18 protein-coding genes, 2 tRNA genes, 3 rRNA genes and 3 pseudogenes are annotated in these 24,988 nt (G+C 44.6%); 11 read left to right on the forward strand and 15 right to left on the reverse strand.

Features of this window, described 5'->3' with window-relative positions; translation table 11 throughout:
- Positions 1–13: 13 nt before the first annotated feature.
- Both PKHYL_RS16330 and recG read right to left on the reverse strand, forming a co-directional pair.
- The gene (locus tag PKHYL_RS16330) at positions 14–697 is read right to left on the reverse strand and encodes a TetR/AcrR family transcriptional regulator (RefSeq protein WP_240365628.1); all 684 of its coding nucleotides are present in this window, start codon (positions 695–697) and stop codon (positions 14–16) included.
- A gap of 73 nt (positions 698–770) precedes the next feature.
- Positions 771–3,122, reverse strand: a pseudogene (recG, locus tag PKHYL_RS16335) (ATP-dependent DNA helicase RecG).
- Positions 3,123–3,423: 301 nt separating this feature from the next.
- On the opposite strand from recG, the gene PKHYL_RS16340 reads away from it, so the two are divergent.
- Positions 3,424–3,918, forward strand: coding sequence for a patatin-like phospholipase family protein (locus PKHYL_RS16340; protein ID WP_240365629.1), 495 nt, complete (start codon positions 3,424–3,426; stop codon positions 3,916–3,918).
- Positions 3,919–3,974: 56 nt separating this feature from the next.
- On the forward strand, positions 3,975–4,409 hold the full coding sequence (locus PKHYL_RS16345; protein WP_240365630.1) for a patatin-like phospholipase family protein: 435 nt from the start codon (positions 3,975–3,977) through the stop codon (positions 4,407–4,409).
- A 141-nt stretch (positions 4,410–4,550) separates the two neighbouring features.
- Here PKHYL_RS16345 and PKHYL_RS16350 read toward each other — a convergent pair whose 3' ends face one another.
- Positions 4,551–5,024, reverse strand: a complete 474-nt coding sequence (locus PKHYL_RS16350; RefSeq protein ID WP_240365631.1) for a hypothetical protein — start codon at positions 5,022–5,024, stop codon at positions 4,551–4,553.
- Between the two features lie 455 nt (positions 5,025–5,479).
- Here PKHYL_RS16350 and argA point away from each other — a divergent pair, with 455 nt between their 5' ends.
- Positions 5,480–6,802, forward strand: coding sequence for an amino-acid N-acetyltransferase (gene argA / locus PKHYL_RS16355; protein WP_071002725.1), 1,323 nt, complete (start codon positions 5,480–5,482; stop codon positions 6,800–6,802).
- A gap of 95 nt (positions 6,803–6,897) precedes the next feature.
- Here the strand turns inward: argA and PKHYL_RS16360 are convergent.
- Positions 6,898–7,628 (reverse strand): annotated as a pseudogene (locus tag PKHYL_RS16360) (FKBP-type peptidyl-prolyl cis-trans isomerase).
- Between the two features lie 462 nt (positions 7,629–8,090).
- Between PKHYL_RS16360 and PKHYL_RS16365 the strand changes: the two are divergent.
- Positions 8,091–9,692: a mechanosensitive ion channel gene (locus PKHYL_RS16365; protein ID WP_240365632.1), complete on the forward strand. Its 1,602-nt coding sequence runs from the start codon at positions 8,091–8,093 to the stop codon at positions 9,690–9,692.
- Between the two features lie 207 nt (positions 9,693–9,899).
- On the opposite strand, the gene PKHYL_RS16370 is transcribed toward PKHYL_RS16365, so the two are convergent.
- Together PKHYL_RS16370 and PKHYL_RS16375 are read right to left on the reverse strand one after the other, a co-directional pair.
- Positions 9,900–10,184, reverse strand: coding sequence for a hypothetical protein (locus tag PKHYL_RS16370; RefSeq protein ID WP_240365633.1), 285 nt, complete (start codon positions 10,182–10,184; stop codon positions 9,900–9,902).
- A 28-nt stretch (positions 10,185–10,212) separates the two neighbouring features.
- Positions 10,213–11,343 (reverse strand): hypothetical protein, encoded by a 1,131-nt coding sequence (locus tag PKHYL_RS16375; RefSeq protein ID WP_240365634.1) that lies wholly within the window; start codon positions 11,341–11,343, stop codon positions 10,213–10,215.
- Positions 11,344–11,651: 308 nt separating this feature from the next.
- On the opposite strand from PKHYL_RS16375, the gene PKHYL_RS17870 reads away from it, so the two are divergent.
- From PKHYL_RS17870 to PKHYL_RS16390, 5 genes are all read left to right on the forward strand, one after another.
- Positions 11,652–11,903, forward strand: coding sequence for an SDR family NAD(P)-dependent oxidoreductase (locus PKHYL_RS17870; RefSeq protein WP_269778197.1), 252 nt, complete (start codon positions 11,652–11,654; stop codon positions 11,901–11,903).
- Positions 11,896–12,003, forward strand: a complete 108-nt coding sequence (locus PKHYL_RS17875) for a hypothetical protein (protein ID WP_269778198.1) — start codon at positions 11,896–11,898, stop codon at positions 12,001–12,003. The genes PKHYL_RS17870 and PKHYL_RS17875 overlap by 8 nt, the downstream gene beginning before the upstream one ends.
- Positions 11,978–12,436: an SDR family NAD(P)-dependent oxidoreductase gene (locus PKHYL_RS17880; protein WP_269778199.1), complete on the forward strand. Its 459-nt coding sequence runs from the start codon at positions 11,978–11,980 to the stop codon at positions 12,434–12,436. The genes PKHYL_RS17875 and PKHYL_RS17880 overlap by 26 nt, the downstream gene beginning before the upstream one ends.
- 102 nt (positions 12,437–12,538) lie before the next feature.
- Entirely contained in the window at positions 12,539–12,928 is a 390-nt protein-coding gene (locus tag PKHYL_RS16385; protein ID WP_240365635.1) for a helix-turn-helix domain-containing protein, read from the forward strand.
- A 71-nt stretch (positions 12,929–12,999) separates the two neighbouring features.
- Positions 13,000–13,887 carry an IS3 family transposase gene (locus PKHYL_RS16390; protein ID WP_240365636.1) on the forward strand — a complete coding sequence of 296 codons (888 nt, stop codon included), beginning with the start codon at positions 13,000–13,002 and terminating at the stop codon, positions 13,885–13,887.
- Between the two features lie 122 nt (positions 13,888–14,009).
- Here the strand turns inward: PKHYL_RS16390 and PKHYL_RS16395 are convergent, their stop codons facing one another.
- The 3 genes and pseudogenes from PKHYL_RS16395 to PKHYL_RS16405 form a co-directional block, all read right to left on the reverse strand.
- Positions 14,010–14,705 (reverse strand): lysophospholipid acyltransferase family protein, encoded by a 696-nt coding sequence (locus PKHYL_RS16395; RefSeq protein ID WP_071002721.1) that lies wholly within the window; start codon positions 14,703–14,705, stop codon positions 14,010–14,012.
- Between the two features lie 166 nt (positions 14,706–14,871).
- Positions 14,872–16,761: pseudogene (gene parE / locus PKHYL_RS16400) on the reverse strand (DNA topoisomerase IV subunit B).
- 110 nt (positions 16,762–16,871) lie between these two features.
- Complete coding sequence (locus tag PKHYL_RS16405) at positions 16,872–17,525, reverse strand: YqiA/YcfP family alpha/beta fold hydrolase (RefSeq protein ID WP_071002719.1); 654 nt, start codon at positions 17,523–17,525, stop codon at positions 16,872–16,874.
- 188 nt (positions 17,526–17,713) lie between these two features.
- Here PKHYL_RS16405 and PKHYL_RS17885 point away from each other — a divergent pair, with 188 nt between their 5' ends.
- Entirely contained in the window at positions 17,714–17,839 is a 126-nt protein-coding gene (locus PKHYL_RS17885; RefSeq protein WP_269778200.1) for a hypothetical protein, read from the forward strand.
- Entirely contained in the window at positions 17,800–17,973 is a 174-nt protein-coding gene (locus tag PKHYL_RS16410; RefSeq protein WP_240366558.1) for a DUF1289 domain-containing protein, read from the forward strand. The genes PKHYL_RS17885 and PKHYL_RS16410 overlap by 40 nt, the downstream gene beginning before the upstream one ends.
- A gap of 22 nt (positions 17,974–17,995) precedes the next feature.
- Here the strand turns inward: PKHYL_RS16410 and PKHYL_RS16415 are convergent, their stop codons facing one another.
- The 6 genes from PKHYL_RS16415 to PKHYL_RS16440 form a co-directional block, all read right to left on the reverse strand.
- Positions 17,996–19,318 carry a DUF6602 domain-containing protein gene (locus tag PKHYL_RS16415; protein ID WP_240365637.1) on the reverse strand — a complete coding sequence of 441 codons (1,323 nt, stop codon included), beginning with the start codon at positions 19,316–19,318 and terminating at the stop codon, positions 17,996–17,998.
- A gap of 226 nt (positions 19,319–19,544) precedes the next feature.
- Positions 19,545–19,658: ribosomal RNA gene (gene rrf / locus PKHYL_RS16420) — 5S ribosomal RNA — on the reverse strand.
- 161 nt (positions 19,659–19,819) lie between these two features.
- Positions 19,820–22,678: ribosomal RNA gene (locus tag PKHYL_RS16425) — 23S ribosomal RNA — on the reverse strand.
- Between the two features lie 352 nt (positions 22,679–23,030).
- A tRNA-Ala gene (locus tag PKHYL_RS16430) sits at positions 23,031–23,106 on the reverse strand.
- 97 nt (positions 23,107–23,203) lie between these two features.
- Positions 23,204–23,280: transfer RNA gene (locus PKHYL_RS16435), tRNA-Ile, on the reverse strand.
- A 73-nt stretch (positions 23,281–23,353) separates the two neighbouring features.
- Positions 23,354–24,889 (reverse strand): 16S ribosomal RNA (locus PKHYL_RS16440).
- The 16S, 23S and 5S rRNA genes sit together here with 2 tRNA genes alongside, the layout of an rRNA operon.
- Between the last annotated feature and the right edge of the window lie 99 nt (positions 24,890–24,988).

The following is a 24,988-nucleotide window of genomic DNA, read 5'->3' on the forward strand; positions in this document are numbered from 1 at the left end:
TAGTCAGAACAGCTTATGAATTAGTGGTTAGTGCGCTATTTTTTTGTAGCAAGCTCATTGCGAGATTTTTTGCAAACGATTTAAGCTGTTGTTGTAACTCTGGTTGCTCATAAACCGACCCGCCAAGCGTGGCTTGTTGTAGTGACGAGTCTGTAAACATACCGATGGTAAAATAAAGCAAGGTGAACAGGCGCAATGGCTTAGTATGATCGTCAGTTGGACCAAGAAATGTAGACAGATAGCCTTGAAACCGCGCCAATACTTGAATGTCATGTTCAAACAAAGTCACCATTTCTGGGTTATTTTGTACTGAGATATTCTGTGACGCTAGCTTAGCAATCGCTGGATTCTCAATCAGTAAATCCAAAGTTTTATCGATCCACTGCTCTAACGCTTGGGCGGGCTCAAGTGTACTATCTGCAATCGCGGCTTCTGTTTGAGACACAAAAGCCAACAGCTGACGAGCATGCATTCTACATACCGCTTCATACAGCGACCGTTTGCTTTGCCAGTGAAAGTGAATGGTGGAAATATTCTTGCCAGAAGCCTTGGCAATATCTCGAGTAGTAACCGCTTTAAAGCCTTTAGCCGAAAACAGCGCTTCGGCGCATCGTAAAATGGAGGCGGCGCTACTACTAGGTTCAGATTCGACTCGATCAAGCGCGGTTTCAAAGTCAATTTCAGATAATTTTGTCATGGGTCATTATTAATCAATCAATTGATTGAGTCAAACGTTTTAGATATCCAAACGGTATATAATAATAGCCCTTTTAAGCATTGGTATAACGACTCGCCTCAGGCATCCAGCGATGAATCAATTGGCTGACATCCGCTTTTCTGGTAGGGTCTGCAATCAAGTGCTTGGCCAAACGCTGCGCAATCGCAAATAACTGCTCATCACGGATAAGATCGGCCAAATAATAGCCAACATTGCCTGTCTGGCGTTTACCGAGCAGTTCACCCGGTCCGCGCAGCTCTAAGTCTTTTGAGCGATAACAAAACCATCAGTGCTATCACGTAGCACGTTCAAACGCTCCGTGCCTGTTTCTGATAATGGTTTTTGGTATAACAACACACAAAAGCTCTTGGTTGAGCCGCGCCCAACGCGCCCGCGAAGCTGATGCAATTGTGAAAGCCCTAGACGCTCCGCATTTTCGATCACCATGAGTGATGCATTGGGCACATCAACCCCCACCCTCAATCACGGTTGTGGCAATTAACAAATCCAAATCACCCGCCTTGAACGCCTGCATGATGGCTTGTTTATCCGCAGATTTCATTTTGCCGTGTACTAAACCAATGCGAATGTCTAAGCGCTCATTTAAATCTTCATACGTGGCTTCAGCTGCTTGTGCATCGAGCACACTAGACGCCTCGACTAAGGAGCACACCCAATATGCTTGCCTGCCCGCTTCGCAATTCACGGCAATGCGTTCGATCACCTCATCGCGGCGATTACGATCGATGGTCACCGTGGTAATGGGGGTACGTCCTGGCGGCAGCTCATCAATGATAGAGGTATCCATATCGCCATAAACGCTCATGGCAAGCGTTCGTGGAATCGGGGTAGCGGTCATGATTAGCTGATGCGGTGTGCTATTGGCAACGCCTTTATTGGTCAATGCCATACGCTGCTCAACACCAAATCGATGCTGCTCATCAATGATCACGAGCCCTAGCTTGGCAAACTGTACTTGCTCTTGAAACAAGGCATGCGTACCAACGACAATTTGTACCGTGTTTTCCGCAACCGCTTCTAAGGCCTCGCGGCGCTGTTTGGCAGTTTGCTTACCCGCGAGCCAACCAACACCGATACCTAGCGGCTCAAACCATTGCTTAAAGTTCACGAGGTGCTGCTCTGCTAAAATCTCAGTCGGCGCCATGACTGCCACCTGCCAACCACTATCAAGCGCATAACCCGCCGCTCCTGCTGCAACCAAAGTCTTGCCAGCGCCCACATCGCCTTGTACCAGTCGTAGCATTGGGATAGAGGTTGCCATATCAGTCGTGATGTCTTTCATCACTCGTTTTTGTGCACCTGTTAGATCAAACGGCAATGCACCAAACAGCTTATCAGCTAGCGGACTGTGGGTTGTACATTTGGGTGCTTTGTGCTGATGCAGCTGCTGACGACGGTACAACAGGCTAAGCTGATGGGCGGTCAACTCTTCGATAATCAAGCGCTGACAGGCAGCGTGAGTACGCGCAGTCAGTTGGGTCAACAGTTTGTATTGCTGGCTTGCGTTGGTGTAGGTGGGCGGTGTATGTAGCAGTACTAGCGCTTCAAATATCGTTAAGTTATAAACATTGCTATGAGCGATGCGAGCAGCTGCGCTATGGCTATCATTATTGACGTTGTAAACGGACGCAGTAGGCCTATTCACACTATTGCCAATCACATGATCAGGCACACTTCGCGCCAATGTCGAAAAAATATCTTCTGGAAACTCTGTCTCTAGCAGTAAAGATTTGGCTGGCTCAAAAGGTACTAATGGTAAGTCAGCCACGACGGCAAAATCCTCCTTCGTAAACAACGTCATCGGTAGACCCTGACTACGAACCGTTTGCAGGGCCAGCTTGATCAAAGTGCGTAGTTTATTTTGGTGCAAGCCTTTCACACTCGGATAAATGGGCTGTAGACCCGTATCAGTCGTAGCTATATTATCTGTGATAACTTGATATTCAGGATGGTGTATTTGTTTGCCGTAACGACTGACTTTGACTTCACCAAACAGCTGTAATCGCGTCCCCACATTCATGGTCTGCGCAAGGCCGCGATAGACTTTAAAAAACCGCAAAGCTATGGTGCCCGTATCATCGTTCACAGTTACGGTCATGCCGCTACGTTTAGTATCGACATGGACCACACGTCCGGTAATCATAGCCGACTGTCCGTGAGCCACTTCTGCGATTGATACCAGTCGACTGCGATCTTCATAATCACGCGGCAAATGCAGTAGCAAATCAAATATCCGCTTAATATTCAATTGTGCCAATTGCTCCGCTACCTTTGTCCCAACACCTGCCAACGCTGTCACTGGCATATCTAACGCCGAGAGTGGCAAGTCAGGCCTTATATGGTCTGCTGAATTGGCTGAAGAAACATTCATCGATACTGGCATCAAAGATCCTAACAAGGTTATTTATTATTTTTATCTATGTCATCGGCTGTTTTAAATATAACTCACCTAAGAAAGATTGTCATAAAATGACCCGTAAAAACAGCAAAATATAAACATCGATTCATCTCATTATAGCTGAACAGTCAATGACTTATGCTAAGCTATTCCGTCATGACTGCAAAACCCTTTAAGACAACTTGTTTACATCTATTATATAAATAGTAGCTGTCTTATTTTCTACAACATGGTTTTTCTGCATCATGGTTTTTATAAACTACGGTCATTTTATAAGGTGTTTTTTATGTCAGACTCTGCTCTATATCGACCGTCTCATCAAGGTTTAAGTATATTACGTCTTAGCATGCTTGCCATAGTTGGGTTATGCGTCAGTGCTTGCAGCACCCTAACACCCACTGCTCAAACACCTAAAACGCCAGAGCCTATCGTGAAGTTACCTAGCGTCGCATTGGTCTTGGGTGGCGGCGGTGCCAAAGGGTTTGCCCACGTGGGTGTGATAAAGGCATTGGAAGAGAATGGCATCAAACCTACCCTGATCGTCGGCACGAGTGTCGGCAGTTTAATCGGTAGCCTGTATGCCAGTGGATACGCGCCGTTACAGCTTGAGCAGTTGGCACTGACCACCACCGATAGCCAGTTGACAGACTTTACCTTATCCAATCAAGGCTTTGTCGAAGGCATCAAACTCAAAAACTTTGTGAATGAAAAAGTTCGCGGACAAGTCATAGAAGACTTTCCAATTACCTTTGCCGCCGTTGCAGCAGAAAAAACACCCTAAAAAAAGCCGTCTTTACCACAGGTAACGCAGGGCTTGCTGTCCAAGCATCCTGTAGCGTGCCCAATATTTTTATTGCCCCGCGTATTCCAGAAAAAGTCGGCAAAAAATATATTGACGGTGGCGTGGTCAGCCTCGTACCCGTTGACAGCGCACGCGACTTGGGCGCTGATATTGTTATTGCTGTTGATGTGACTGCCGCTCAAGTCAATGGCCCTATTGATAATAGAGCAATAACCATCAGCTCATTAAGCGACTTTTGGGGCTTTCTCGAAACCAATATCGTATCCCCTACCAATCGCTCCCCATCAATAAGCCGCGAACGAGATCGCGCGGACATTGTCATTACGCCTAATGTCGGTCGTAATAGCTCAATAGATACCAGGCAGCGTCGTACGCTGATAGAAGCAGGTGCACAAGCCACAACGCCACAAATCAACGCCATCAAACAGCTGATTCGAGAGAAATCTTCTAGCAAATATGCGACGCTTTGATTAACTCTATTGCGTACTCATCACAAGAGTTAAGCGACATTAGATCCAATGCATAAAAAAGCACCACCGTTATAAACGGTGGTGCTTTATCAATAATAAACATCATTATCTGACGAATTTTTTACTATGAAAGTCTTAGCGTTACTTTACGCGCGCGCGATATTTCACTGCAACGGTGTCGTTCAAACCAACACCTTCAAGATCCCAACGAACCGCTTTATAGTATTTTAGTGCCACATCTTGTAGTTGATTGTCTACCTTGGTACGTAGTGGCATACGGGCGAAGTTGTTGCCATCGACACTCCCATATGGGAACTCAGGTGCCACTGTACCAAGCAATTCTACTTGATCCGGAATACTCATGGTGACCGTCATCTTACGGACGCGATCGGCATTGGTGTTGGTAAAGTAGCCTTGATACTCCAATACGTTACCTGATTGCAAACGAGTATTTGTATCGACAGGGACGAGTACTTCTTGACCATTGGCATCAACACTGACCAACGATGCGGTGATTTTACTATTGACCGCTTGAGCACTTGAGTTGCTGCTCGCATTTGTATTGGCTTGAACTGCCATTGAGCTATCAACTGCTTGCTCTGGTGTCGGCAGCATGGCAGATGCCTGCGTGACTACCATCGCACCGATGAGCGTACCGGCAACAACGTGAAATAAGCGATGACCGCTCCAAGCACTAAATGGGCTAGCAAATTGGTTACTTTTTTCATAGTTCTCATTATCCCTGATTGATATATCGGTAAAGCACAGATGGCAAAAACTGAGTTATCTTAATACATAGTCAATAATTAAAAGAATCAGATTCATCATTTTTATTGATTATCTTCGTTCATTGACAGTAAAGCAATAGCGCTTAGCATAGCAAAAAAGCATTTGTGGGTACATTAACCCCGTGTTGAGGTTGTGTATATCACCGATGGGCAATAAAAAGACCTCAACACAGCTGAAATAAAAGATAGCTCATAACCGCGTTTTTTGCTATGGTAAATCTTTAGCGTTAGGCATTTTTTTGCTACGCCCTTTTTCTTATTCTAACGACTACTGTTCCCATTATGACTACTAGTTCCATGCCACAGATTAACCCTGAATACGTCCATTGGTTCCGTAACTCTGCCCCATACATTAATACGCATCGCGGTAAGACTTTCGTGATTATGTTTGGCGGTGAAGCGGTCAATCATCCTAACTTCAGCACGCTGATTCATGACTTTGCCTTGCTCCATAGTTTGGGTATCAAGCTGGTACTGGTACACGGGGCGCGACCGCAGATCGAAAAAAACCTAAAAGACGATAATATTGAATCTCCGCTGCATCAAGACATTCGTATCACGCCGCGTGCTGCAATGCCCGCTATCCTGCAAGCGGTTGGCGCAATTCGCTTACAGATCGAAGCACAGCTGTCGATGGGACTGGCCAATTCGCCGATGTACGGCTCACGTATTGACGCCATCTCAGGCAATTTTGTCACGGCGCGCCCTTATGGCATTCGTGAAGGCATTGATTATCAAATGACGGGTGAAGTGCGCTCTATTGACGTTGAAGCCATCAAAAACAACCTACTGCATGACCACATCGTGATATTGGGCTCGATGGGCTACTCTGCGACAGGTGAAGTGTTCAATTTGCTCGCTGAAGACGTTGCACTTAGCGCCGCAGTAGAGCTGGGTGCTGATAAGCTGATATTTTTGGGCGAAGAAGCAGGTATCAATGATGGTGATCGTTTGCTACATGAGATGATTCCTAACGAAGTGGATCGCTTCTTACGTGACCGTGATTTGAACTGTGAAATCAATTATTTCTTGAACTGCGCAAGCTTGGCTTGCCGTCAAGGTGTCCATCGCACGCATATCATCTCCTATGCCAAAAACGGTGCACTATTAGAAGAATTATTCACTCGTGACGGTTCTGGTACGCTAATTAGCCATGATCCTTACGAAGAAATTCGCCGTGCCAATATCGATGACGTCGTTGGCCTTATCGAGCTGTTATCCCCTCTAGAAGAGCAAGGTATCTTAGTCAGCCGCTCACGTGAACGCTTAGAGCAAGAAATCGACAACTATAGCGTCATCGAACGTGATGGTATGATTTTGGGTTGTGCAGCCTTGCATACGCTAGACGCAGAGTCCGCAGAAGTCGCTTGTGTTGCCGTACGTCCTGAATATCGCAATGGTAGCCGCGGTGCTGATTTGCTCGCGTTTTTAGAGCAGCAAGCGCGCAGCCATGGTCTACATAAACTGTTTGTACTGACCACGCGTACCGCCCATTGGTTCGTTGAGCAAGGCTTTGCGGAAGTTGAGGCAAGTGCCTTACCAGCAGCACGTCTAGAGAAGTACCACAATGGTCGCAACTCTAAAGTCTTTCAAAAAAACCTATAATTTATAGACAAACTGATATAAAACCTCTGCGCATAAAAAAAGCCTTCATAATCATTATGAAGGCTTTTTTTATAGATGAATGCTTCAGCCGCGCATTACTTTACTTTTAATAGCTCAACCGTAAAGATAAGCGTGCTATTTGGCTCGATACCAGCGTTACCCGCTTCGCCATAGGCGATGTCTGATGGGATATAGAACTCGTACTTGCCGCCCTCTTTCATCAACTGTAGACCTTCCGTCCAGCCAGCGATTACTTGGTTTAGTGGGAACTCAATTGGCTCACCACGCTCATATGAGCTGTCAAATACGGTACCATCGATCAATTTACCTTCGTAGTTCACTTCCACCACGTCAGTTGCTTTTGGCGATTTACCTGTACCTTCTTTTAATACTTTATATTGCAGGCCAGAATCCGTTTGCTTCACGCCTTCTTTTTCGCATTTTCTGCTAAGAATGCTGTGCCAGCAGTTTTATTTTCTGTTGCTTTGGTTTGCATGTCTTTTGCGAACTGCTCTTCTTGCTCTTTTTGATACGTCATCAATACTTCTTGCATTTGCTCTTGGGTCAATGCTGAATCATTGCCTTCGTAACCATCACGGAAACCTTTTTCAAAAGTATCCAGGTTCAAATCTTTGACAGCTTCTTTATTGCCTTCTGCCATCATGAATCCTAAGCTATAGCCCACTTTTTCACTTGCTGAGCTTTGCTCTGTGATAGAAACGCTTTGAGCAGCTGTTTCTTGACTGCCGTTATTGGTGCTACAGCCTGTCATTAACAACATAGCACTAGCAAGGGCACTAATGCTTAAAGTAGTGATTTTTTTCATAGATTACTCTCTGATTGTAAGAATAGTGGCGAGATGTCACATTGCTCTATAATAACAAATCTTAGTTTTGGGAACCACGCTTTACACGAAATTATCGGGCGAATGTACAGTCTGTGTTAATATTTCCTATTATAATAACAAGTTATCACACAAATATAGTGGCAGGTAAAGCTTTCTATCTTTAAATCCATCAATACATAGGCTAAGCTAGATTGGGTAAGGAGATAAGTAATCGAATGTTGGTATTTATCATTGATATATGAGCGTCAGTAGCAAAGCGATAACTAAAAACCAGCCTGATACTTTTGATAATTACCTTTATTCGAAAATGATAATATCTTCCCATAACTCAATTTAAAGACACTATTTATAATAAACCATCTGTATATTTGTCTCATTCAACAGTGATTGTAATCACAATACTTTTGAGTGTTACCTATAGGATGATTCAAGGAGGATAAGATGAACCCAATGTATACATCTTTTAACGGTTATCTTGGTGGGCCTATCGGTTCTATCATTGGCGCTATCTTGATATTTATCATTGGTTGGCTGGTCGCACTTGGTATCGCAGCACTTGTCCGCGGTGTGCTCTCTAAAGTCAATCTTAATCAACGCATGAACTCTTCAACCGGTAAAAATTACGATCTTGAGGGAATTATCTCCAAGATTGTTTTTTGGTTTATCTTTATCATTGCTATTTCAGGGGCGCTTAGCCAACTAAACTTAAACTCAATCTCGGCACCATTTGCAAATATGGTTAATCAAGTATTGGCATTTATCCCTAACCTCATCGGTGCGATCGCGCTTGGTGTAATTGGTTGGGTTATCGCCACTGTCGCACGCACTACAATCAATGCGGCGCTTTCTAAAACGACAATGGACGAGCGTCTAAGCACACAAGCAGGCGTAAAACCGATGAGCAGCACCATCGCTGATATGGTTTACTGGTTCATCTTATTGGTTGTTTTGACCATGGTACTCGGTCAGCTAGAGCTTGATGGTTTGTTTGCACCATTGACTAATATGGTCGACAAAATCTTCAGCTTTATCCCTAACATCCTAATCGCTGGTGTGGTTTTTGTTGTTGGTTATATCATTGCCAAAGTCGTACGCGGCATTGTGACCAACCTTGTTTCTACTTTTAATGTTCAAGAGTTAGCGACGAAAGCTGGCTTAAGTGAACAAAACAGCCTACCTAATATTGCAGGTTCGCTAGCATTTTTAGTGGTTATTATCCCAACGATTATTGCTGCTTTGAACGCATTAAAAATCGACGTTATTGCTCGCCCTGCGACCAATATGTTGAATAAAATCATGGAAGCATTGCCTAACATCTTCATGGCAGTGGCTATCTTATTTGTGACTTTTTATGTTGTACGTATGGTCGCAAATATCGTCAAAGGATTGCTTGAAAACACTCAAATCAATCAAATGCCTGCCAAAGTTGGCTTGCAAGAGACTATGGGTGACAAGAGAATCTCTGACTTAGTTGCTTATGCGATTATCTTCTTTGCTATGCTATTTGCTGCTATCGCAGCTGCTGATTTACTAGGTTTCGAGCCTATCTCAGCTATTATTACGATGTTTATCGCATTTGGCGCTAACATCATCTTAGGTGCGATTATCCTGTTCATCGGATTTTGGCTTGCCAATATTATTGCAGGTGTTGTTGAGCGCTCTGAACAAGGTTCACAATTCTTAGCAAACATTGTGCGTGTATTGATTATGGGCCTTGTACTTGCTATGGGTCTAAAAGCAATGGGTATTGCAGATTCAATCGTGAATCTAGCATTTGGTCTAACGCTAGGTGCCGTCGCCGTCGCCTTTGCCCTATCATTTGGTCTTGGTGGCCAAGAAGCAGCCGCACGTTTCCTACGTAAAATGCAAGATAGAATGGATCGTGAGCGCGACGAAGCAAAAGCAAAATCCACGCTGCAGCCAAGCTCATCAACGCAAGAAAAAGTTGCTGATTCAGTTCGTGACAACACACCTTCAGCTGCTAGCACGTCAACGACTGATTTGCGCACTGATGTGATTGACACTCCCTCGCGTAGATATTGATACCAATGATATCTATAACAGTAATCAAATCCTTCCTGGTAATGATCTTAACGATGACATCAATAAATAAGTATCAATAATTACCTACTCTTAGATAAAAAAAAGACAGCCTAGGCTGTCTTTTTTTGTGAGTGTCAGTATAAGTTAGACTTACAGCAGCTTCTAGCAGAATACTCAGCTCGATTTTCAAAATATGTTACGTGCTCATTATTTCTTTCGCGCTGGTATAGAAAGGCTTAGACGTACTTGAGGCAACTTGTCAGATTGAGGATGACTTTCAGAGTTTTGAGCAGTTTGCTTCTCTGCCTCTTGCGTATTTTGATGCGACTTTTTGCTCTTTAATTGTTGTATTTGCTTGGTTAGCTGTCGCTCTCTTTGCGTCATCGCGTCCACTGACTGAATCCACACATCAATATCGATGAACGTTTCATTTGCCTCAGTAATAAAGTCGATACCGAGTACAACGATATGATGCAGCTCTGCTATTGGCAATCGAGTCGCAACATCCTGTGCAATTTTGCTAGATTCGGTTGAATAACATTTTTGCTATTTTTGCTTGAGCGTCTTGTCCATAGAATATCAGTACATAATGCCGCCCCAAGGTTTCGTAGGAATGCTGATGTACGATATAACCATCTTGTTGCAGCGTCTTACTTTGCTTAGGATGTCTATATAGCGTACGGATCAGCTCATGACGCGAAAATAAAGACTCATCTAATAGTTGCTGCTGCCAACGAAACCCCAACGGCTCAGTTGATGATTCTTGGCCATTACTAGATGTCTGCTTATCAGCATATGCTGCTATCATTTGTGTACTGAGCTGTGACCATAGCGTGGCTGCCTGCTGCATATGCTGTTGGTACATCTGCGCAGTCGTGCTCTGATTCTTATATGCAAGCGCCATGGCCACCAACGCTGGATTAGGTTTGTCCTGAATGTCGTACTTGATAAGTGCATTGTCTACTGTGATCGCAGGTGTGAATAAAGAGGCGCTTTGCAAAAATTCAGCGACTAGCACTTCTTCTGATACAAAACTTGGGACATGGCTGATAGCCGAATATTGTAGTTGCTCTAAGTGATAATTCAAAAACCGCCATAACTCATAGGGTGTCTGTACCGCAACCAGTATTGAGTGCCAGTCATGCCAGCTGAAGACTTGCAATTGCTGCCCGCCCTCACTCATGTCTACAACCAAGTCCTCCAAAAAATAACGAGCACCAAAAGCATGTTGCAAGTGATTTAATTGCTTGCTGTCCTGACTATCAGTATTTTTCTTATGACCATCTACTACATTATCAGTCAGCTGAATATCGAAAACCAAAATATCATGAGTCTGTGCAACATGTTCATTTTGAGACAATGATGATTTATGCCATGCCAGCGCAGCTTTTATAGCAGTCATACGTGCTCGCTCAATATCAGCTGAGCTTGTACTCATTGGCAAGTATAATGTCAGTGCCAGCAGTTGCAGCTTGCCCGACGAAAGCTGGTAATGATACGAGCGTGCGCTATAGCGAGCATCATATTGCTGTTCAATAGTCTGCATACCAGCTAGAGCGATGTCTACCGCTGCTGTCTGTAAGTAACAGGCCAGCTCACTAGCAAGGTCAAGGTAGCCCCCATCGGATATTATAGTAGACGAATGAGACACAGATTCTAGCCCTTTATAATCTTATGATGTGTGATGAATGACATTTTGGCTGATTAAAATGGTGGCATATTTATAAACGCATATTTATAAACATAGTCATCAGCATTTCAACATTTTTACGAATGTAAAATTACGCTACATAAGCACTATCAGACGCAGTCGCTTTCAACGTAATGACTTGTTATGATGATATCAAAGCAGCAATGCTTGTGCGTGGATCTTATAGTTATAAGCTGCGCTCACGTATTAATGTCAGGTACGTTTATCGAATTTTAATAAGCACTATATAATAACAAGGATTGAGCATTATGAAGCGTTTTAAAGAAAAAACCGTCATTGTCACTGGAGCCGGCTCAGGTATGGGACGCGCCACTGCTCTGCGTTTCGCTAATGAAGGCGCGACTGTGGTACTAGTGGGACGAACCTCTGAAACTTTAGAGGAGACCGCAAAACAGTTTCCAGAAGATCATACATGGATTCATACCGACAACTACATGACCATCACCTGTGATATTAGTGTACAAAAGCCAAGTACAAGAAATGGTAAAACGAGTGATTGAGAGGTTTGAAAAGCTCGATATCGTCGTCAATAATGCGGGCAAAGGTATGGAAGGCAAAATAACGGACTTATCTAGTGAGGGATTGGCACGCAGCTATTGATGTCAATTTAAATGGTACTTTTTATGTCTGTCAGGCTGCAATGCCGCATCTCATCAAGACACAAGGCAATATCGTCAATGTCTCATCGCTCTCAGGTATCGGCGGTGATTGGAACATGGCCGCTTACAACGCTGCCAAAGCAGGCGTCACCAACTTGACACGTACGTTAGCGATGGATCATGGCCCTGATGGTGTGCGCGTCAATGCGGTCAACCCTACCGCGACTAAGACCAACATGACCAAAGACATGCGAGAAGATCAAGAAAAGGTCGATAAATTTTTAGCACGCTGCCCTCTAGAACGCTTTGTGACTCCTGAAGATATCGCCGCCGCGATTACCTTTTTAGCCAGTAATGATGCCTCTATGATTACTGGGGTAAATCTACCAGTTGATGGTGGTGTCAGCGCATCTAATGGGCAGCCACAGTTTTAGTATATTGGCTGTCTGATGGATAAGTATTAAAGCGATTCAATTAAAAAAGCCTCACTTATGAACTGCCCCCCATAAGTTGGACACAACTTATGGGGTATTTTTATGCGCTACGATCTAGACTTTAAGCTTGAAGTCATCGCATACTATATGCAAGGACATACTGGTCGTGCTACAGCTGAGGAATTTAACCTAGATAATAAGATAGTTATCAAATGGGTTAAGCAATATCAAAGCGGTGGTATTGAAGCTATCAAACCAAAGACCAGCAAAGCTTACTATAGTCACGAGTTTAAACACAAAGTCATTACAACGATGCTTAGCCAAGGCTTAAGTCAATTGGAAGTTGCTTTAAGGTATAACATCAGCTCACCGGCGCTTATTAGTCACTGGCATAAAGCGTATCGACTAGAAGGCATATCTGGACTCATCTCCAAACCTAAAGGTAGAACCGTCATGAGCAAACCCTTCATTACAGACAAACCAGAGGGATGAAAAAAGCTTAGCAGAATTGAAGCGTGAGAATGAGTACTTACGTGCAGAGGTTGCCTACCTAAAAAAGCTCGATGCCTTGCTCAAAGCGGGAGGAAAAAGCAGGCAAAAAGCAAGGCTCATCGAAGGGACTAAGAGAGCGCTGCTGTTTATCTGACTTACTTAAAGCCGCTGGTATGCCTAAAAGCGTCTTTTACTATCATAGAGAAAAGCTTGGTGATAAAGATAAACATGCTGACTTAAAACAGCGTATTACTAAGCTGTATCACCAGCATAAAGGCAGGTACGGCTATCGTAGAATAACGGCAGCGCTAAAGCAGTTAGGTAGCCATTACAATCACAAGCTCATCGCTAAGCTTATGCGTCATTTAAACTTAAGTGCACGGATTCGACGACAAAGATATCGCTCTTATAAAGGTGTACAAGGCAAAATTGCAAAGAATTATTTAAAGCGTCAGTTTCATGCAGATAGACCAAACACACGCTGGCTCACTGATATTACTGAGTTTAAGGTAGGTGATCATAAGCTATATTTATCACCGATACTCGATTGTTATAACAATGAGATCATCAGCTATACGCTCTCAAAGAGACCTACCTATGATTTGGTTAGCAAGATGCTAGATAAGGCGTTAGATAAGATAGATACGCACCAGAACAACCGTTTAATGCTGCATTCAGATCAAGGCTGGCATTATCAGATGAGACCGTTCAGTAAGGCGCTTAAACAGCACGGTATTAAGCAAAGCATGAGCAGAAAAGGCAACTGCTTGGATAATGCGCTGATGGAGGGGTTCTTTGGTACGCTGAAGTGCGAGACGATTTATATTGAGAAACCAAAATCGATTGAGCAGTTAGAACAACAGATTCATGAGTATATGCATTATTACAATAATGAGCGTATTCAACTCAAACTAAAAGGACTGAGCCCTGTGCAGTACAGAACTCAGTCCTTGGTATAAACTAAACCGTCCAAGTTTCGGGGGTCAGTTCAAATTTAGTTTCATATCAGGGGCTTTTTTTGTTTTTAGAGCTAAATTATAAAAACTTATTAAGGCCAGTACCAATAATGCTGTCACAAGCTTTATTCAGCTGCGTTATTAACATCCTGTAGCGGCTGCGATAAACGCTCAGGATGGCGCGGCATCACGCCTTGGTACTGGGCATAAATTTTCGGTAAATCTGCTTCGATATCGCCAGTTGGATGGACCAGAGACAAAAAACGAACTTCTTTAGTATTATAATCTAACGCTACTGGTAAGATAGGTACATTGGCTCCTACTGCCAAGTAATAAAACCCAGTTTTCCAGCTGTCAGTATATTTGCGCGTGCCTTCAGGCGCTAAACCCAAAAACAAAGTCTTATTATTTTTAAACTTATCGATACTCGCTTGTAGCACTGAGCCTTTGGCTTCGCGATTAATAGGTATGATACCAAGCCAGCGCATGAGCTGCGCCAGCACTGGTATTTTGAACAGCGTATGCTTGCCCATAATACTGATTTTGAGATCCAGTGCAAACAAGCAAGGTAGCGCATATATCCCGTCGATGTTGGAGGTATGAGGGACAGCCAAGACCACCGCTTGTGAGATATTAGGGATAGAGCCTACGGTCTTCCAGCCCGCCGACTTCATCAGCATACGACCTATTTTAGGAGTCAGTTTACCGCCGCGCTTAGGGATTAAGTTGCCCAGATCTTTTTTATTAAGCTCAGGCAATACTTTAGAGCGTCTGTTCGCAGTAGGTTTAGCAGTGGGACTGGTTTTTGGGTTTGAGGACATAATAGCACTACACAATGAGAATACCCCATCATAGCATTAACCTGAGCGGACTAACTTATTATTTATATTTTGCTTTATTTGTATAGCTTGACTAGATTTTAGTCATAAAAAGGGATAACGCTTAACGCTTATCCCTGTGTGAAAATCGTTTAAAAACTTTGTAACTCTATAACGCAATATCGGCTAAGTTACCTTTACTCTCAAGCCATGACTTGCGATCAGCGGCACGTTTTTTCGCCAGTAGCATATCCATGATGCCATTGGTCAGTACCATATCGTCCATATCAAGCTGCACCAAGCGGCGCGTATCGCGGCTCATCGTCGTCTCACGTAGCTGCTCAGCACTCATCTCACCCAGTCCTTTAAAGCGCGTGATTTGCGCTTTTTTATTGCCCGATACCTTGGCTAATATATGCGCAAGCTCTGGCTCATCTAGCGCGTAATGCACCTCTTTACCCACATCGACACGGTATAACGGCGGCATGGCAACGAATAAATGACCGGCATCCACTAGCGCAGGGAAATGCTTCACAAATAACGCGCAGATCAGCGTCGCAATGTGCAGGCCATCAGAATCAGCATCTGCTAAGATACATATCTTGTCATAGCGCAGCTCGGACAGATCATCAGAGGCAGGATCCACACCGATCGCAATAGCAATATCATGAATCTCTTGGCTTGATAGTACCGTATCCGAAGAGACTTCCCATGTATTCAAAATCTTACCCCGCAGTGGCAATATCGCTTGATAGTGACGATCACGTGCTTGCTTAGCACTACCGCCTGCCGAGTCACCCTCTACTAGGAACAGCTCTGCGCCATCGCGCAAATCACCGCGACAATCCGCCAATTTTCCCGGTAACGCTGGTCCCTGAGTGATTTTCTTACGAGCGACTTTTTTAGCTGACTTTAGGCGACGTCCTGCTTTATTAATCGCCAATTCAGCAATCTGCGTGCCCATATCCGCATGTTGATTTAGCCACAAGCTAAAGGCATCTTTGCCAAGGTCTGTACAGCGGCTGCAGCTTCGCGGCTAGAGAGACGTTCTTTGGTTTGACCAGAAAACTGCGGCTCAGAAAACTTCAGGGATAAGATATAGTTCACCCCATCCCACACATCTTCTGCGGTTAGCTTCACACTGCGTGGTAATAAATTATGAATATCACAAAACTCACGTAACGCTTCTAAAATACCTGTACGCAGTCCATTGACGTGGGTACCGCCCTGCGCTGTCGGAATCAGGTTGACATAGCTTTCTTGAATCGGTGTACCACCCTCAGGCAGCCAAGACAAGGCAAAGGTCACACCCGCACGTTCGCCCGCTTTTGCATCATAATTATAATAAAACGGTGCTTCAGGTAGTGTCTCAAGACCGTCTAGCTGCTCGCTTAGATACTCGACAACCCCATCGGTAAATTGCCAAACGACCTTTTCATCATTGATATCATCGGTGAACTCAATCGTTAGTCCCGCGGCCAAAACCGCTTTGGCTTTTAAATTATGCTTGAGCTGCTTAACGTTAAATTTGGGCGTATCAAAGAAACTACCATCGGCCCAGAAGTGCACTCTGGTACCACGTTTGCGTTTGTTTGAGCTGACTGATTCCGTCAACGGCGTCACGGCTGCGCCATTTTCAAACGCCATATCAAACTGGGTACTATCACGCCATACCGTCACTTCAACGTGCGTAGATAGCGCATTGACGACAGAGATACCCACACCATGCAGACCGCCCGATACTTCATAATTAGAAGTCGAGAACTTACCACCCGCATGCAAACGGGTCAAAATCAGCTCAATACCGGATTGACCAAACTCAGGGTGAATATCGGTTGGCATACCGCGCCCATCATCTTCGACAGACAGCGATCCATCACTATGCAGCTGCACTTTTGATGGTTTTGGCATAACCCGCCAACGCTTCATCCACCGAGTTATCAATGACCTCTTGCGCCAAATGGTTTGGTCGCGTGGTATCGGTATACATACCTGGGCGACGACGTACGGGTTCCAGCCCTTCTAAAACTTCTAACGATTGCGCATTATATTGACTCACAAATGCATCCTTAACTATTCATGTGCGTTTAACTCTATAAAACCATTATAACCAAAAACAGCGACGTTAAGGTCAATAGTCCATCGTTCACGTCATATAATGTCGTCTATCTAAGACCTTACTAACTCTCGTAGCATCTCTATCACCATCGGTAGCTGCTCACCAAAGTCACTAAAGCGATGGTCTCCTCCTGCTTGTACGGTTACTGATGCGCCCTGACTTTGATAAAAGGCCTGAGACAACTCAGCGTTTAATAGCTCATCACCTTGTTTCAGCAGTACAGCAACTTTATTAGGAGAAGTGACTTGAGAAATTTGATGATCTGCAAACCACTGCAAATCTGACGGCGTAATACGCCAGCCACCTGCCGTCGTATGCAGGACTTTATTATCCGATGACTCATCACTACTATCTTGATTTGATGCTGAGTTATCAGAAAAGCGCTGTAGCGTGATATGAGGCTGTGTGCTAGGATTTAGCAGCAATGCAGGACAATCTATTTGATTACTGATTAAGGTAGAAAAATACCCACCCAATGAGCTACCGACCAATACCGTGTTGGACGATCCCGTCTGTTGGTCTTTGCTATTATTTAACCCTTCTATCAATGACAACAACTGCTCACGCACTTGCGCAGGCGATTTATTAAGATCAGGGCGCAGCACCGTGATATCAGGATGATGCTGCTGGCAATATTTTTCTAACAGCAGCCCTTTAGTCGAGTTTGCATCGCTGTCCAGTCCATGGATATAAATCAGGTTCACGTATCATCTCACTTATTAATTTTGTTATGATTGTCTTATATAGACCAGTGACGCTAAGCATAGCACCCGATGCACAAAAATAATAACAATAAAACGGCACACTATTAGTCAATATTTGCGACATAATAATATAGTCATAATCGTCTGGTACCAGTCAAAGGAATGACGGTAATCGCAATGGAGTCGCCATGAATCAACAGTTTGAGCTGTTCGACATTGACAACCCTTGTATCGGTGTCTGTCAAAGCAATAAAAAGGCTATTGCTTTGGTTGCCTGCGCAGTCGAGCCGAGCGCCAACGATGGCATGATATGACGACTGAGCAGCAACGCGAGGTGCTGAGGCTTATCGCAGGACGTAAGTTACGTATAGAGCTCATGCGACTGCGTAAGAATGAGCAGTTAGGATTTGATTTTGAAGAAAAGTTTGAGATGGGTGAGTTGTTTTGAAAGGTACAGATAATAAGAAAAATTACTCAAGGAACATAAAGCTTATATAAGAAGGTTCTAGCTCATTTTCATTACACCACAGGTCGAATCTATCTCGCTCACTTGCAATAAAACCTTCATCATCATCAGTGATCATAATATAAGTATTTATATTAATTGGTTTCAAGTAGCCTTCCCCAGATATAAACAGCCTTGTTAAAATAAGACTTTCTATTACCTCGTTGAATGTGGTTCCATGATGGTTTCTTAAAAACTCTTCCACTTGATCATCTGATGTTAAATAGCCACCATTCAGCATCATAAGACGGATAGCTGCAACTTCTGCTTTTCCAATAGCAGCAGGTCTCCAACTATTATCATCCTTTCTTTTGAGATGTTTTTCCTTGAGTTCTAATGATTCATATTTCCAACCTACTCTACCTTCGTGTTCTACTACTTCAGCTATCAATAAAGGCTGAATATTATCCATATAAAGTTTATCATTCCAAGGCATATCTACATTGAAATATATAGATATTTTAGACCATATTATTTCAAGTATCATTTTTGCTGGATTATATCTTGTTGAGCAGATAGCTACCCATTCGTTCTTATCCTTGATAACCGAGAAAGGTACGCTATTACTTTTTATAAGGCAAAACTGATTCGACGTAACTAGAGCAGGAATACTCGGTATTCCTAAGCCATCGCCTTCTTCCTGTATTCTTTCTTCTATTATGTCCACAAAAGTGGTACGCAATCCTTGCTCTGTTTTATACCCTTCGTAACCATGAATAATGGTTATGGGAGCTAACGACTCTTGAACCAATACATAGAATAATATGGCATCGCTTTTAGAAAGGTCATGTATATCAGAGTATTTCTTAGGTGCAGTTTTCCCCGTAATTTTTGAAAATTCTTTTGCAGCAATCCTAATATCAGGTTTATAACTTTCGTGTATAAGTCTATGTTCAAAATGTTCAGCAAACTTTGTACGTATAGAGCCAAGATGTTGAATGGCGTCTATAAAATCAGCTTTTCTCAAATTTTTCTTGACCTCAAAGATACAAAGTACCTTATCAATACTATAAACATATTGTTCAGTTAGTCCATATCTATTGCCATCTCCATACACAAGCATACAATCAACTTGTTGTGGTAGCATCTCATCTCCAGTAGAAATAAAGCCAGAAACAACGCGCAACTTCAGAAATTTTGGAATAGTGAACTCATTATCGATACCTTGTTTAGTAACCTCTTCATAGGCAGAGCCTAGAGTAGGCATATGAGGCATCTTAATACCTTGTAACTTTTCGGATTCAGCTTTTATAAACTTCTCAAGTAGCTCAGATGCTTTCTCAATCAAAGTAAATTTCCTAAATTTTTCAAAATTATATAGTCATTTATGAAATGTAATTTAGCATCTATATTAAGAACCAACAATCTATATATAGCAATAAAAGTTATATAATAGTGCAAGTTAGACTTTAAACTAAATATAAAATTTTTACTGAGCAAAATTTAATATTTCCAATAAAATATCACACAAAAGCCCCCTTCTACTTTCGCAGAAGGGGGCTTTTGGAATAGAGAGCTGACGATGACCTACTCTCACATGGGCGAACCACACTACCATTGGCGCAACGATGTTTCACTTCTGAGTTCGGGAAGGGATCAGGTGGTGCCATCGCGCTATTGTCGTCAGCAAAGGGGGTTAGATATGAGTCTGTTCGTGTGACTTTTGATAAGTACCACTTACCCTAACTGAATCAAGGTTAACGGTGATATCGAAATATTCTGTCTGTTTCTATAGCCTGGGCTATACAAGATAGATTAATTAGACTTGATACAAACCACTTGGTGTTGTATGGTCAAGCCAAACGAGCAATTAGTACAGGTTAGCTACACACATCACTGTGCTTCCACACCCTGCCTATCAACGTCCTAGTCTTGAACGGCTCTTTAGGGAAATCTAATCTTGAGGTGGGCTTCCCGCTTAGATGCTTTCAGCGGTTATCCCATCCGAACGTAGCTACCGGGCAATGCCATTGGCATGACAACCCGAACACCAGTGGTTCGTCCACTCTGGTCCTCTCGTACTAGGAGCAGATCCTCTCAAATTTCCAACGCCCACGGTAGATAGGGGACCGAACTGTCTCACGACGTTCTAAACCCAGCTCGCGTACCTCTTTAAATGGCGAACAGCCATACCCTTAGGACCTGCTTCAGCCCTAGGATGAGATGAGCCGACATCGAGGTGCCAAACACCGCCGTCGATATGAACTCTTGGGCGGTATCAGCCTGTTATCCCCAGAGTACCTTTTATCCGTTGAGCGATGGCCCTTCCATACAGAACCACCGGATCACTAAGACCTACTTTCGTACCTGCTCGACTTGTGGGTCTCGCAGTTAAGCGCGCTTTTGCCTTTATACTCTTCGACCGATTTCCGACCGGTCTGAGCGCACCTTCGTACTCCTCCGTTACTCTTTAGGAGGAGACCGCCCCAGTCAAACTACCCACCATACATTGTCCTCGGTATTGTGATACCTGAGTTAGAACCCCAACATGACCAGGGTGGTATTTCAAGGATGGCTCCACCAAGACTGGCGTCTCAGTTTCAAAGCCTCCCACCTATCCTGCACAAGTCAGGTCAAAGTTCAATGTAAAGCTGTAGTAAAGGTTCACGGGGTCTTTCCGTCTAGCCGCGGGTACACAGCATCTTCACTGCGATTTCGATTTCACTGAGTCTCTGCTGGAGACAGCGCTGCCATCATTATGTCATTCGTGCAGGTCGGAACTTACCCGACAAGGAATTTCGCTACCTTAGGACCGTTATAGTTACGGCCGCCGTTTACTGGGGCTTCGATCAAGACCTTCGCTTACGCTAAGCCCATCAATTAACCTTCCAGCACCGGGCAGACATCACACCCTATACGTCCACTTTCGTGTTTGCAGAGTGCTGTGTTTTTAATAAACAGTTGCAGCAGCCTGGTATCTGCGACTGCCAGCAGCTCAAGGAGCAAGTCCTATCACCACCAACAGCGTACCTTCTCCCGAAGTTACGGTACCATTTTGCCTAGTTCCTTCAGCAGAGTTCTCTCAAGCGCCTTGGTATTCTCTACCTGATCACCTGTGTCGGTTTAGGGTACGATTCGTTTATAACTATTGCTTAGAAGCTTTTCCTGGAAGCATGGTATTTGCCACTTCGCTGTACAAGTACAGCTTGCTATCAGATCTCGGTATAGAATAGCCCGGATTTACCTAAGCTATAAACCTACATCCTTTCACCTGGACAACCAACGCCAGGCTGACATAACCTTCTCCGTCCCTCCATCGCATTATAAACAAGTATCGGAATATTAACCGATTTCCCATCGACTACGCCTTTCGGCCCTCGCCTTAGGGTCGACTCACCCAGCCCCGATTAACGTTGGACTGGAACCCTTGATCTTCCGGCGTGGATGCTTTTCACACCCATTATCGTTACTCACGTCAGCATTCGCTCTTGTGATACCTCCAGCATGCTTTACAACACACCTTCACAGGCTTACACAACGCTCCCCCTACCACTTGAAAACAAATTCAAATCCGCAGCTTCGGCTCCTAGTTTGAGCCCCGTTACATCTTCCGCGCGGGCCGACTCGACTAGTGAGCTATTACGCTTTCTTTAAAGGATGGCTGCTTCTAAGCCAACCTCCTAGCTGTCTATGCCTTCCCACCTCGTTTCCCACTTAACTAGGAATTTGGGGCCTTAGCTGGCGGTCTGGGTTGTTTCCCTCTCCACGATGGACGTTAGCACCCACCGTGTGTCTCCCGGATATCACTCATCGGTATTCGGAGTTTGCATCGGTTTGGTAAGTCGGTATGACCCCCTAGCCGAAACAGTGCTCTACCCCCAATGGTGTTCGTCCGAGGCGCTACCTAAATAGCTTTCGGGGAGAACCAGCTATCACCGAGTTTGATTAGCCTTTCACCCCTATCCACAAGTCATCCCCTGGCTTTTCAACGACAGTGGGTTCGGTCCTCCGGTGCCTGTTACGGCACTTTCAACCTGCTCATGGATAGATCACTCGGTTTCGGGTCTATACCCTGCAACTAGTCGCCCTATTAAGACTCGGTTTCCCTACGGCTCCCCTAAACGGTTAACCTTGCTACAGAATATAAGTCGCTGACCCATTATACAAAGGTACGCGGTCACCCAACAAGTGGGCTCCCACTGCTTGTACGCACACGGTTTCAGGTTCTATTTCACTCCCCCTCACAGGGGTTCTTTTCGCCTTTCCCTCACGGTACTGGTTCACTATCGGTCAGTCAGGGAGTATTTAGCCTTGGAGGATGGTCCCCCATCTTCAAACAGGATTTCTCGTGCCCCGCTCTACTTAATATGTTAACGCTAATGTTTCGAATACAGGACTATCACCTACTATGGTCAGCTTTCCCACGCTGTTCTTCTACATTAGCATTAATCGGCTTCTCCCCGTTCGCTCGCCGCTACTAGGGGAATCTCAATTGATGTCTTTTCCTAAGGGTACTGAGATGTTTCACTTCCCCTCGTTCGCTTCCCTAATAAATTAGGATACCTACCTTATGGTAAGTGGGTTTCCCCATTCAGAAATCTCCGGATCACAGGATATTGCCGCCTCCCCGAAGCTTATCGCAGGCTGTCACGTCTTTCATCGCCTCTGACTGCCAAGGCATCCACCATGTGCGCTTCATTACTTGACCATACAACCCCAAGTAGTCTTTCGACTTCTATGTGTCATACAATCTAATTATGATAACGATATCACCTATGTTTATACGCTTGATTCAGTTCTCTTTACTTTTTTAATAACTCACCCCTGGGATAACAAACAATGTCGTTAAGAGGGTGAGTTATTAAGGTTAAGATGGGCGCGTGAATACGCTCATCCTAACCCAGACTCATATCTATGTTTTTAAATAGTTCCTATGCTCTCGTCGAGTCATAGTTTTCTGTATAAAACAGAAAGAAGTAATCGTGTCTTTATTCAAGATGAATCACTTGTTTCTATTTGATACCTATTTTATTTAGCACGCTAAGCTTAGCTGTATGTAGTGGTGGAGCCAAACGGAGTCGAACCGTTGACCTCCTGCGTGCAAGGCAGGCGCTCTACCAACTGAGCTATGGCCCCTGAGCGAGGATACAACCGAAGCACTGCTTCGATCCGAGCGCAAGAGGAAATCCCTTAAAGGGGGATTGACTTAGGGCTCTTTCACCTACATTAATAATGGTGGGTCTAAGTGGACTCGAACCACTGACCCCCGCGTTATCAACACGGTGCTCTAACCAGCTGAGCTACAGACCCTAATACGTCCTAAAACGTAAGCTTAAACTAAAGAACAACTTGTTGTGAATTCTTGCTGAGCGAATGCTGTCTATAAGGAGGTGATCCAGCCGCAGGTTCCCCTACGGCTACCTTGTTACGACTTCACCCCAGTCATCAACCACACCGTGGTGATCGCCCTCACTAAGTTAGGCTAACCACTTCTGGTGCAATCAACTCCCATGGTGTGACGGGCGGTGTGTACAAGGCCCGGGAACGTATTCACCGCGGCATTCTGATCCGCGATTACTAGCGATTCCTACTTCATGGAGTCGAGTTGCAGACTCCAATCTGGACTACGATAGGCTTTTTGAGATTCGCATCACATCGCTGTGTAGCTGCCCTCTGTACCTACCATTGTAGCACGTGTAGCCCTGGTCGTAAGGGCCATGATGACTTGACGTCGTCCCCGCCTTCCTCCAGTTTGTCACTGGCAGTATCCTTAGAGTTCCCACCCGAAGTGCTGGTAACTAAGGACAAGGGTTGCGCTCGTTGCGGGACTTAACCCAACATCTCACGACACGAGCTGACGACAGCCATGCAGCACCTGTATCACAATTCCCGAAGGCACTCTCGTATCTCTACAAGATTCTGTGTATGTCAAGACCAGGTAAGGTTCTTCGCGTTGCATCGAATTAAACCACATGCTCCACCGCTTGTGCGGGCCCCCGTCAATTCATTTGAGTTTTAACCTTGCGGCCGTACTCCCCAGGCGGTCTACTTATTGCGTTAGCTGCGTCACTAAGTCCTCAAGGGACCCAACGACTAGTAGACATCGTTTACGGCGTGGACTACCAGGGTATCTAATCCTGTTTGCTACCCACGCTTTCGAGCCTCAGTGTCAGTATGATGCCAGGAAGCTGCCTTCGCCATCGGTATTCCTTCAGATCTCTACGCATTTCACCGCTACACCTGAAATTCTACTTCCCTCTCACCTACTCTAGCCTAACAGTTTCAGATGCAGTTCCCAGGTTAAGCCCGGGGATTTCACATCTGACTTATCAAGCCACCTACGCTCGCTTTACGCCCAGTAATTCCGATTAACGCTTGCACCCTCTGTATTACCGCGGCTGCTGGCACAGAGTTAGCCGGTGCTTATTCTGCAGCTAATGTCATCGTCCCCGGGTATTAACCGAAGAGTCTTCTTCACTGCTTAAAGTGCTTTACAACCAAAAGGCCTTCTTCACACACGCGGCATGGCTGGATCAGGGTTCCCCCCATTGTCCAATATTCCCCACTGCTGCCTCCCGTAGGAGTCCGGGCCGTGTCTCAGTCCCGGTGTGGCTGATCATCCTCTCAGACCAGCTACAGATCGTCGCCATGGTAGGCCTTTACCCCACCATCTAGCTAATCCGACTTAGGCTCATCTAATAGCGAGAGCAACAAGTTGCCCCCTTTCTCCCGTAGGACGTATGCGGTATTAATTCGAGTTTCCCCGAGCTATCCCCCCACTACTAGGTAGATTCCTAAGTATTACTCACCCGTCCGCCGCTCGACGCCTGATAGCAAGCTATCATCGTTTCCGCTCGACTTGCATGTGTTAAGCCTGCCGCCAGCGTTCAATCTGAGCCATGATCAAACTCTTCAGTTTAATCTATCTGAAGCCTTTACCTATAAATAGGAAGACGACTTCTAATCTTGGCTCATTTAATCTGGCAAAATCGCTCGTAATTATGTTCGTAATGAATTA

The organism is Psychrobacter sp. KH172YL61, assembly GCF_007182895.1.
In the GTDB taxonomy this organism is placed as follows: Bacteria; Pseudomonadota; Gammaproteobacteria; order Pseudomonadales; family Moraxellaceae; genus Psychrobacter; species Psychrobacter pacificensis.

Excerpts from the sequence above, each read along its gene's own strand:
- PKHYL_RS16350 (WP_240365631.1), bottom strand. The coding sequence starts at position 5,024 with ATGCTGCCGACACCAGAGCAAGCAGTTGATAGCTCAATGGCAGTTCAA.
- PKHYL_RS16395 (WP_071002721.1), bottom strand. The coding sequence starts at position 14,705 with ATGTCCTCAAACCCAAAAACCAGTCCCACTGCTAAACCTACTGCGAAC.
- PKHYL_RS17885 (WP_269778200.1), top strand. The coding sequence starts at position 17,714 with ATGAATCAACAGTTTGAGCTGTTCGACATTGACAACCCTTGTATCGGT.
- PKHYL_RS16340 (WP_240365629.1), top strand. The coding sequence starts at position 3,424 with ATGTCAGACTCTGCTCTATATCGACCGTCTCATCAAGGTTTAAGTATA.
- PKHYL_RS16385 (WP_240365635.1), top strand. The coding sequence starts at position 12,539 with ATGCGCTACGATCTAGACTTTAAGCTTGAAGTCATCGCATACTATATG.
- argA (WP_071002725.1), top strand. The coding sequence starts at position 5,480 with ATGACTACTAGTTCCATGCCACAGATTAACCCTGAATACGTCCATTGG.
- PKHYL_RS16365 (WP_240365632.1), top strand. The coding sequence starts at position 8,091 with ATGAACCCAATGTATACATCTTTTAACGGTTATCTTGGTGGGCCTATC.
- PKHYL_RS16390 (WP_240365636.1), top strand. The coding sequence starts at position 13,000 with ATGCCTTGCTCAAAGCGGGAGGAAAAAGCAGGCAAAAAGCAAGGCTCA.
- PKHYL_RS16330 (WP_240365628.1), bottom strand. The coding sequence starts at position 697 with ATGACAAAATTATCTGAAATTGACTTTGAAACCGCGCTTGATCGAGTC.
- PKHYL_RS17870 (WP_269778197.1), top strand. The coding sequence starts at position 11,652 with ATGAAGCGTTTTAAAGAAAAAACCGTCATTGTCACTGGAGCCGGCTCA.